Raw genomic sequence first — 6,991 nt, 5'->3', positions numbered from 1 at the left:
GGGCAACGTCGAGGTCCTTGGCGATCAGAAGAGGTAAGAGTCCTCTGATCATGCCCGGGACCTCGACCCCTACCCGGACCAGGTCACCCGACTACAACACCCGATCCACCCTCAAGTCCCAAGGGCCCTCAAAGCCAACTGACCAGGTCGCCGTCCTCGTGGAAGGCGGCGAACATCATGGCAGAGTTGTGGCAGAGGAAGATGCTGCCGTCAGCGGTCACCGCGATCAGGCCACCGGTCGAATCCCGTGGATCGCACTCGGAGGCGAAGGTGGCCGTCGCTGCGGTCTCCACGTCCTGACCGCCGTAGGCCATCCGCGCGAAGACGTCATGGGCCACGGCGCCCTGGATGAAGGCCTCCCCATCGCCGGTGCAGGAGATGGCCACCAAACCGTCGCGCGCCCAGGTTCCCGCGCCGATGACGGGGGAGTCACCCACCCGGCCCTGCAACTGCTTGGAGATGCCGCCGGTCGACGTCGCGGCCGCCAGGCATCCGTGGGAGTCGCGCGCGACACAGCCGACCGTGCCGTGCTTCAACGGTGCCTCCTGATTGGCCAGGATCCGCTCCAACTGGCGCCGACGGGCGTCGGTGATGAAGTAGTCGGGCTCCATCAGCTCCACGTCGGCGGCGGCCACCAGCTCGTCGTCGGGACAGGCCAACAGCACGTGCGAAGTGGCCTCCATGACGTGGCGTGCCACCCGCACCGGGTTCCTGGCGCGCGTCACGGCGGCCACGGCACCCGCACGGCCGTCGCCCGCCATCACCGACGAGTCGAGCTCGACGCCACCGGCCAGCGTCAGCGCGGCGCCACGTCCGGCATTGAACAGCGGGTCGTCCTCGAGGACGACGACCGCAGCCGTCACGGCGTCCAGGGCAGACCCGCCCGCATCGAGGACCTCCCGGCCGGCACGATGCGCCGTGGTCAGGCCCTCCCGGAAGGCGGCCTCCTGCTCGTCGGACAGTTCGGCAATCCGTCCACCCGCCCCGGCATGGACCACCAGGCTGGGGGTGGCATCGCTGGCAGGGACGAGGTGGGTGCGAACCATGGGCATGTCCATGAACCTATCTGGCCCCCGGCCCGGCGAGACTGGCCCCATGGGTTTCGTCGAGTTCGGCTTGGTCATGGCGGTCTGGTTCATCCTGCCCGCCCTCGCCATCGCAGCGGTCGGCATCCTGCTGTGGCGTGGCGTGAAGCATCCGGAACGCTTCGCTGCCCGCAGCCGCGATCCGGAGTTGATCGGGATGCCGCCGCTGCATTCCGGTCCGGCCGAGCGCTGGTACGCGCGGGTGCTCACCGGCGCCGGTGCCGGGACGTCCGGCATCCTCGAGGTCTCCGGCGGGCGGCTGTCCTTCGTGGCCGAGGGGAGCCGGCAACCTGCCTGGTCGGTGCCGGTGCTGGGTCTGCCGCTGCGCTGGCCCGGTGTCGAGATTGCCGTCGGCCGCCAAGCGCGCCGACGCCTACGCCGTGTCCGCGCGCCAGCGGGTCCGCCTCTACGCTGACCTCCCCACCGTGGCAGAGGTTGGACTCATCGTGAGCCACGTGCCGCTCGGAGCCAGGTGGAACAGCCTCACGGAGGTCGATGAGAACAAGGCCGTCCAGGAACTGGTGGAGCACTTGCGTGCGCTCGGTGCCCAGGGGCCGGACACCGGCGTCCACCTTGTCTGAGCGGAGGGGGCACGGGGGGCCGCTCAGCCCTCGGCCTTGGCTCCCAGCTTCTCGGCAGCGGCACGCATGTGCTCACTGAGCACCTGTCGTACCTGTACCGCGTCCCCGGTGCGCAGCGCGTCGATGATCGGTTGGTGATGTGCCACGGTCATCAGCGAGGCAGCCGTCTCGTCGGCCCACGCGAGGGCCGCGATGCGCATCATGTCCTTGATGCCGGACCACATGGTCAACAGCATCTGGTTCCCGGTGGACTCCACCAAGATCTGGTGGAAGTTCAGGTCGATCTCGAAACGCTGCGCATAGGTCATCGACTCGGTCGTCTCGGGCAGCTGACGTTCCATCGCGTCGACGGCCTGCCGGGCGTGGGGGAGTTGCAGGAGCAGTTCGACGGCCTTGCCCTCCAGGGCGTCGCGGACCTGGAAGAGCTCCTCGATGTCACGCCGTGACAACCGCCGCACATACAGGCTGTTGCGCTCCCTGCCCTCGAGCAGACCACTGTTCTGCAACGTGCGGAGGGCCTCGCGGACAGTGCCACGGCTGACCTCGAACTGCGTTGACAGCTCGACCTCGGCCATCCGGGATCCGGGGGGAAAGGTGCCGTCGAGGATGCCCTCGCGGAGACGGTCGAGCAGCTGTTCACGCAGGGTGCTGCGGTTGAGAGCGGCCAGAGACACAAGGTCCTCACTTTCCGGGGTCGAGCCGACTTTACACCGTTCAAGAAGATCGGTTCGTCGACCTGTCCCGGGGCGGGGCCGAGTGCAGGGGGTGGGGACATGGCTCCCACCCCCTGCAGCGGCCGAGCCGCGGCGCGCGGCTCAGCGTCCCTGCGGCTGCACCTGGACCTGCCCACCGGCGGGGTCCAGGCTGAGCAGTTCACGGGCCGTCGCGACGATGTTCGTCGTCGTGATGCCGTTCAGCTCGAGCAGCTCTTCGTAGGTGGCAGACTGGCCGAACTGGTCCTGGATGCCGATCCGGCGGACCAGGGCACCACCGTCCTGAGCGACGACTTCGCTGACGGCACTGCCCAGACCACCCAAGATCGTGTGGTCCTCGACGGTGATCACCCGCCCGTGGCACTGCATCGAGCGCCGAACCTCGTCCACGTCCAGGGGCTTGATGGTGTGCATGTCCGACACCCGGGCTTGGATGCCATCCACGGCCAGCAGCTCCGCGGCCTCCAGGGCCAGTCGCACCGTGTCCCCGTTGGCGATGATGGCCAGGTCCTCACCCTCACGCAGCACTTTCGCCTTGCCGATCTCGAATTCCTCGTCGGGTCCGTAGATGGTGGGCATCGCGTCCCGGGTGAAGCGCAGGAACATCGGCCCTTGCCATTCGGCGGCCTTGCGGGTCAAGGCTCGGGTGGCGTTGTAGTCGGCGGGCATCACGACGGTCATCCCCGGGAAGGTCCGAAGCACGCCCATATCCTCGATGGCCTGGTGGCTGCCGCCGTCATTGCCGGGTGTGAGCCCGCCATGGCTGCAGGCGATCTTCACGTTCAGCTTCGGGTAGCAGATGGACTGGCGGATCTGCTCGCCCATGCGCAGCGAACCGAAGACGGCGTAGGTGGCGACGAAGGGGATCTTTCCCGTGGTGGCCAGGCCGGCGGCCAGACCCGCCGCGTTCTGCTCCGCGATGCCGACGTTAACGTGCTGCTGCGGCAGTTCCTTGGCGAAGGCGTCGGTCTTGCAGGACTTCGCGATGTCGACGTCGATCACGTAGATGTCCGGGTTCTCCTTGCCCAGCACCACGATCTCGTCACCGAATCCGTTGCGGGTGGGCTTCTTGTTGTCGTTGTCGACGGTGTACGTCATCGGTCCAGCCCTTCCTCGATGTCCTCGATTGCTTCCTCGTACTGCGCGCGGTCCGGAGGGCTCTCCAACTCCTCCAGGGCCTGGTTCCACTGCTCCTCGTTGGGGGCGGTGCCATGCCAGGACGCGACGTCCTCCATGTAGGAGACACCCTTGCCCTTGATGGTGTGCAGCACGATGCCCTTGGGGCGGCCGTCCTTCTTGTCACGCAGCTCGTCGAAGAGATCCGCGATGGCCTGCATGTCGTGCCCGTCCACCTCGTGCGCGTCGTAGCCGAAGGCCTCGAGCTTCTTGACGAAGTCGAGATTCGGGCTGACCTCATCCGTGTGCCCGTCGATCTGCAGGTTGTTCTGGTCGATGATCGCGAAGAAGTTGTCGAGCTGGTAGGTGTGGGCGCACTGCAATGCCTCCCAGACCTGCCCCTCCTGGCACTCACCGTCGCCGAGCAGGCAGAAGACGCGGTAGTCCTTGCCGTCGCGCTTGCCGGCCAGCGCCATCCCCACGGCGGGGGAGATCCCCTGGCCGAGCGAGCCGGTGGAAATCTCGACGCCGGGGCACTTCTTGCTGTCCGGGTGCCCCTGGAAGGGGGAGCCCATCTTGCGCAGGGTGTGGATGGTCTCCATCGGCACGAATCCCGTCATGGCCAGAGCCGAGTAGAGGATGGGGGCCACGTGTCCCTTGGACAGGACGAAGCGGTCCCGATCAGGCCAGGCCGGTTCCTGGGGCCGGTAGTCCATCTCCCGGAAGTATAGGTAGGAGACGAGGTCGGCCGCGGACAACGAACCGCCCGGGTGGCCCGACTGGGCCTCGTAGACCATGGTGACGGCCGTCTTGCGAAGCTCCTTGGCGTGTTCCTTGAGCTGGTCGATGCTGGTGTTCTGCACTGTTCTCACCTTCTGTCTGGGTCGTTGCTCAGGCGATGTACGTGCCGCCGTTGATGGAATGCGTGCAGCCGGTGATGTAGGCCGAGTCCTCGCTGGACAGCCAGCAGACCAGGGCCGCGATCTCCCAGGGCTGCGCCTGCCTCTTGAGGGGGACTGCGTCAGCCAGGGCTCGCTCGGTCTCGTCGGAGGACCCCACCCGGATCTCGGTGTCCACCACGCCGGGGGCCACGGCGTTCACGGTGATTCCGTGCTGGGCCAGCTCACGTGCCATGCCGCGGGTGAGGCCGAGCACGCCGGCCTTGGCTGCCGCGTAGGAGGTCTTGCTGAAGACCCCGCCTCCGTGTTGGGCGGTGACTGACGACATGTTGACCACGCGGCCGTAGCCACCCTCGATCATCTGCGGGACCAGGGCCTGGCTGAGCAGGAAGCTGCCGGTCAGGTTCACGGCGAGAACGCGGTTCCACTCGTCGAGGCTGATCTCCAGGAAGCCCTTGGGGGAGGGGATCCCCGCGATGTTGGCGAGCGCGCCCACCGGGGGAAGCCCGGATTCCTTGACGGCCGTGGCCACCTGTTCGACGGAGGCCGGGTCCGCCACATTGGCGACGAAGGACTCCACCTGTGCCTCGGGAACCTCGTCCCGGACGGCCTGTGCGGCGCGTCGAACGCCGTCCTCGTTGATGTCCAGCATGGCAACCGCCCAGCCTTCCCGCGCAAAGCGGAGGGCGGCGTTGTAGCCGATGCCCTTGAGAGATGAGGCCCCTGTGACGACCGCTGTCCGGGTGCCCACACCAGTTCCGTAGCCCATGTCGACTCTTCCTCCTTGATGGCGCACCGTTGCTGCCATCTGCGTTGTTGAGTGTCAACAGTCAACCTCTCGCGATCTAGGCTCGTCAAGGAGTCGGTGCTGTGAACAACCTCACCGAGGTTGACTGTTGACACTCAACTGTCGGGCAGATTACCGTCGCTGCATCGCGCCGTCTGACGGTGACCTCCTCGAACCATCGTGGGTCCGTCGGGTCGTCAGGAATGCCGGTTCGACAAACCAGGTCCAGAACAATGTCGTTCATCGATCGGAGTCACCCGTGGATCTCGCAATTCTCATCCATCTCGCCATTGCCATCGTCGGCATCGTGGCGCTCATCGTCGGGGGAAAGATCAACCCCGTCATCTCACTGGTCGTCGGTGCCCTGTACCTGGGCGTGGCAGGCGGCCTCGGCCCGACGGATTCCGTCACGGCCGTCAGCAAGGGGTTCGGAAACCTCATGTTCGAGGTCGGCCTCATCATCGGCTTCGGCGTGATGATCGGTGCGATCCTGTCCGCGAACGGCACGATGAAGCGCGTGGTCGACGGTCTGCTCAAGATGGGCGGCCCCAAGGCCTCGTCCTACATCCTCGGCTTGTCCTCGGGCATCATCTTCCCGGCCATCTACTTCGACGTCGCCCTCGTGATCATGGCACCCATCGCCAAGGCCATTGCGGTGCGCAGTCGCAAGAACGTCGCCCCGATTGCCGGCGCCCTGGCCATCGGACTCGAGGTGGCCCTGCTCATGGTGATCCCCGGCGCCGCCGCGCTGGCCATGGCCGCCTCCCTCAAGATCGACATGGGCACCATGCTGATCTGGGGCATCCCGTCGGGCATCATCCTGATCGTCAGCAGCATCTTCGTGCACACGCTGGTCACCGACCGGACCTGGAAGCCCGAGAAGGACGAGCTCCCGGATGCCGGCTATCCGCACGACGACGTGGACGCGCACCGGACCGAGCTGCAGGCTCGCTTCGAGGCCGGGGACACCGTGGGCACGGACCTGCGGGCGGCAAGCGACTCCCTCGACAGCATTGACATCGTGGCGGCTTCCCTCGTGGACGATGCAGCCGACGCCGGGCAGGACGCGAGGACGTTGAACCTGTCCATCTTCGTGGCAATGCTCCCGATCATCGTGCCGATCGTCCTGATCATCATCGACACGGCTTGCCGTCTGCTGATGGGCAACTCCCCGGCGGTCTTCAAGTTCCTGGGCAATCCAGTGGTGGCACTGCTGATCGGTCTCGGAATCGGCATCGTGGAGACGATCCCGCTGGTCACCCGCGACGGTGTGGAGGACATCATCACCCGTGGCGCACAGACATCTGGCTCCATCCTGCTGTTCACCGGTGTGGCTGGTTCCCTCGGTCAGGTCATCACGGAGGTGGGCATCGGCGACATGCTCGGCAAGCTCTTCGAGGCCAATGCCGGAATCCCGATCCTGCTCGCCTGGCTGGTGGCGGCCATCCTGCGCATCGCCCAGGGCTCCGGCTCCGTCGCGGCCATGACCGGTGCCAGCATCCTTGCCCCCGTCGTGGCGGCCACCGGGCTGCCGCCGGTCCTGATCCTGATGGCTGCCTCCTGCGGCGCCGCCTTCGGTGGCAACGTGACGGACAACACCTTCTGGATCTTCAAGCAGATGCTGGGCCTCACCACGCGTGGCGCATTTCAGGTCTACACGTTGGCGCAGTCCATCTTGGCCATCATCGGGCTGGTCTACTGCAGCGCCTTGGCGTTGATCTTCTGATCGCGGGGTGTGTGGTGGGGGGGGGGGGGGGGGGGGGAAACACGCCCTCCCCTCCCCTCCCCCCCCCCCCCCCCCCCCCCCCCC

The 6,991-nt window shown here is 66.7% G+C and carries 8 protein-coding genes; 3 read left to right on the top strand and 5 right to left on the bottom strand.

Going from position 1 to position 6,991, the window contains the following annotated elements; translation table 11 throughout:
• Nucleotides 1-128: 128 nt before the first annotated feature.
• The gene (locus AAEX57_RS13170) at nucleotides 129-1,052 is read right to left on the bottom strand and encodes an isoaspartyl peptidase/L-asparaginase family protein (protein WP_342092719.1); all 924 of its coding nucleotides are present in this window, start codon (nucleotides 1,050-1,052) and stop codon (nucleotides 129-131) included.
• A 43-nt stretch (nucleotides 1,053-1,095) separates the two neighbouring features.
• Here AAEX57_RS13170 and AAEX57_RS13165 point away from each other — a divergent pair, with 43 nt between their 5' ends.
• Both AAEX57_RS13165 and AAEX57_RS13160 read left to right on the top strand, forming a co-directional pair.
• Nucleotides 1,096-1,500 carry a hypothetical protein gene (locus tag AAEX57_RS13165; RefSeq protein WP_342092720.1) on the top strand — a complete coding sequence of 135 codons (405 nt, stop codon included), beginning with the start codon at nucleotides 1,096-1,098 and terminating at the stop codon, nucleotides 1,498-1,500.
• A 31-nt stretch (nucleotides 1,501-1,531) separates the two neighbouring features.
• On the top strand, nucleotides 1,532-1,666 hold the full coding sequence (locus AAEX57_RS13160; protein WP_342092721.1) for a hypothetical protein: 135 nt from the start codon (nucleotides 1,532-1,534) through the stop codon (nucleotides 1,664-1,666).
• Between the two features lie 23 nt (nucleotides 1,667-1,689).
• On the opposite strand, the gene AAEX57_RS13155 is transcribed toward AAEX57_RS13160, so the two are convergent.
• The 4 genes from AAEX57_RS13155 to AAEX57_RS13140 form a co-directional block, all read right to left on the bottom strand.
• Nucleotides 1,690-2,340, bottom strand: a complete 651-nt coding sequence (locus tag AAEX57_RS13155; RefSeq protein ID WP_342092722.1) for a GntR family transcriptional regulator — start codon at nucleotides 2,338-2,340, stop codon at nucleotides 1,690-1,692.
• A gap of 141 nt (nucleotides 2,341-2,481) precedes the next feature.
• The gene (locus AAEX57_RS13150) at nucleotides 2,482-3,477 is read right to left on the bottom strand and encodes a transketolase family protein (protein WP_342092723.1); all 996 of its coding nucleotides are present in this window, start codon (nucleotides 3,475-3,477) and stop codon (nucleotides 2,482-2,484) included.
• On the bottom strand, nucleotides 3,474-4,358 hold the full coding sequence (locus AAEX57_RS13145; RefSeq protein WP_342092724.1) for a transketolase: 885 nt from the start codon (nucleotides 4,356-4,358) through the stop codon (nucleotides 3,474-3,476). The genes AAEX57_RS13150 and AAEX57_RS13145 overlap by 4 nt, the downstream gene beginning before the upstream one ends.
• A 28-nt stretch (nucleotides 4,359-4,386) precedes the next feature.
• On the bottom strand, nucleotides 4,387-5,163 hold the full coding sequence (locus AAEX57_RS13140; protein WP_342092725.1) for an SDR family NAD(P)-dependent oxidoreductase: 777 nt from the start codon (nucleotides 5,161-5,163) through the stop codon (nucleotides 4,387-4,389).
• Nucleotides 5,164-5,440: 277 nt separating this feature from the next.
• Between AAEX57_RS13140 and AAEX57_RS13135 the strand changes: the two genes are divergently transcribed.
• Entirely contained in the window at nucleotides 5,441-6,907 is a 1,467-nt protein-coding gene (locus tag AAEX57_RS13135; protein ID WP_342092726.1) for a GntP family permease, read from the top strand.
• Nucleotides 6,908-6,991 lie beyond the last annotated feature (84 nt).

This window comes from Luteococcus sp. H91, from assembly GCF_038433135.1.
Taxonomy (GTDB): Bacteria; Actinomycetota; Actinomycetes; order Propionibacteriales; family Propionibacteriaceae; genus Luteococcus.
This window is presented reverse-complemented; position numbering and strand designations above follow the sequence as displayed.

What these genes read in the sequence shown, in the direction of transcription:
- AAEX57_RS13150 (WP_342092723.1), bottom strand. Translation starts at nt 3,477, where the DNA reads ATGACGTACACCGTCGACAACGACAACAAGAAGCCCACCCGCAACGGA.
- AAEX57_RS13165 (WP_342092720.1), top strand. Translation starts at nt 1,096, where the DNA reads ATGGGTTTCGTCGAGTTCGGCTTGGTCATGGCGGTCTGGTTCATCCTG.
- AAEX57_RS13170 (WP_342092719.1), bottom strand. Translation starts at nt 1,052, where the DNA reads ATGCCCATGGTTCGCACCCACCTCGTCCCTGCCAGCGATGCCACCCCC.
- AAEX57_RS13140 (WP_342092725.1), bottom strand. Translation starts at nt 5,163, where the DNA reads ATGGGCTACGGAACTGGTGTGGGCACCCGGACAGCGGTCGTCACAGGG.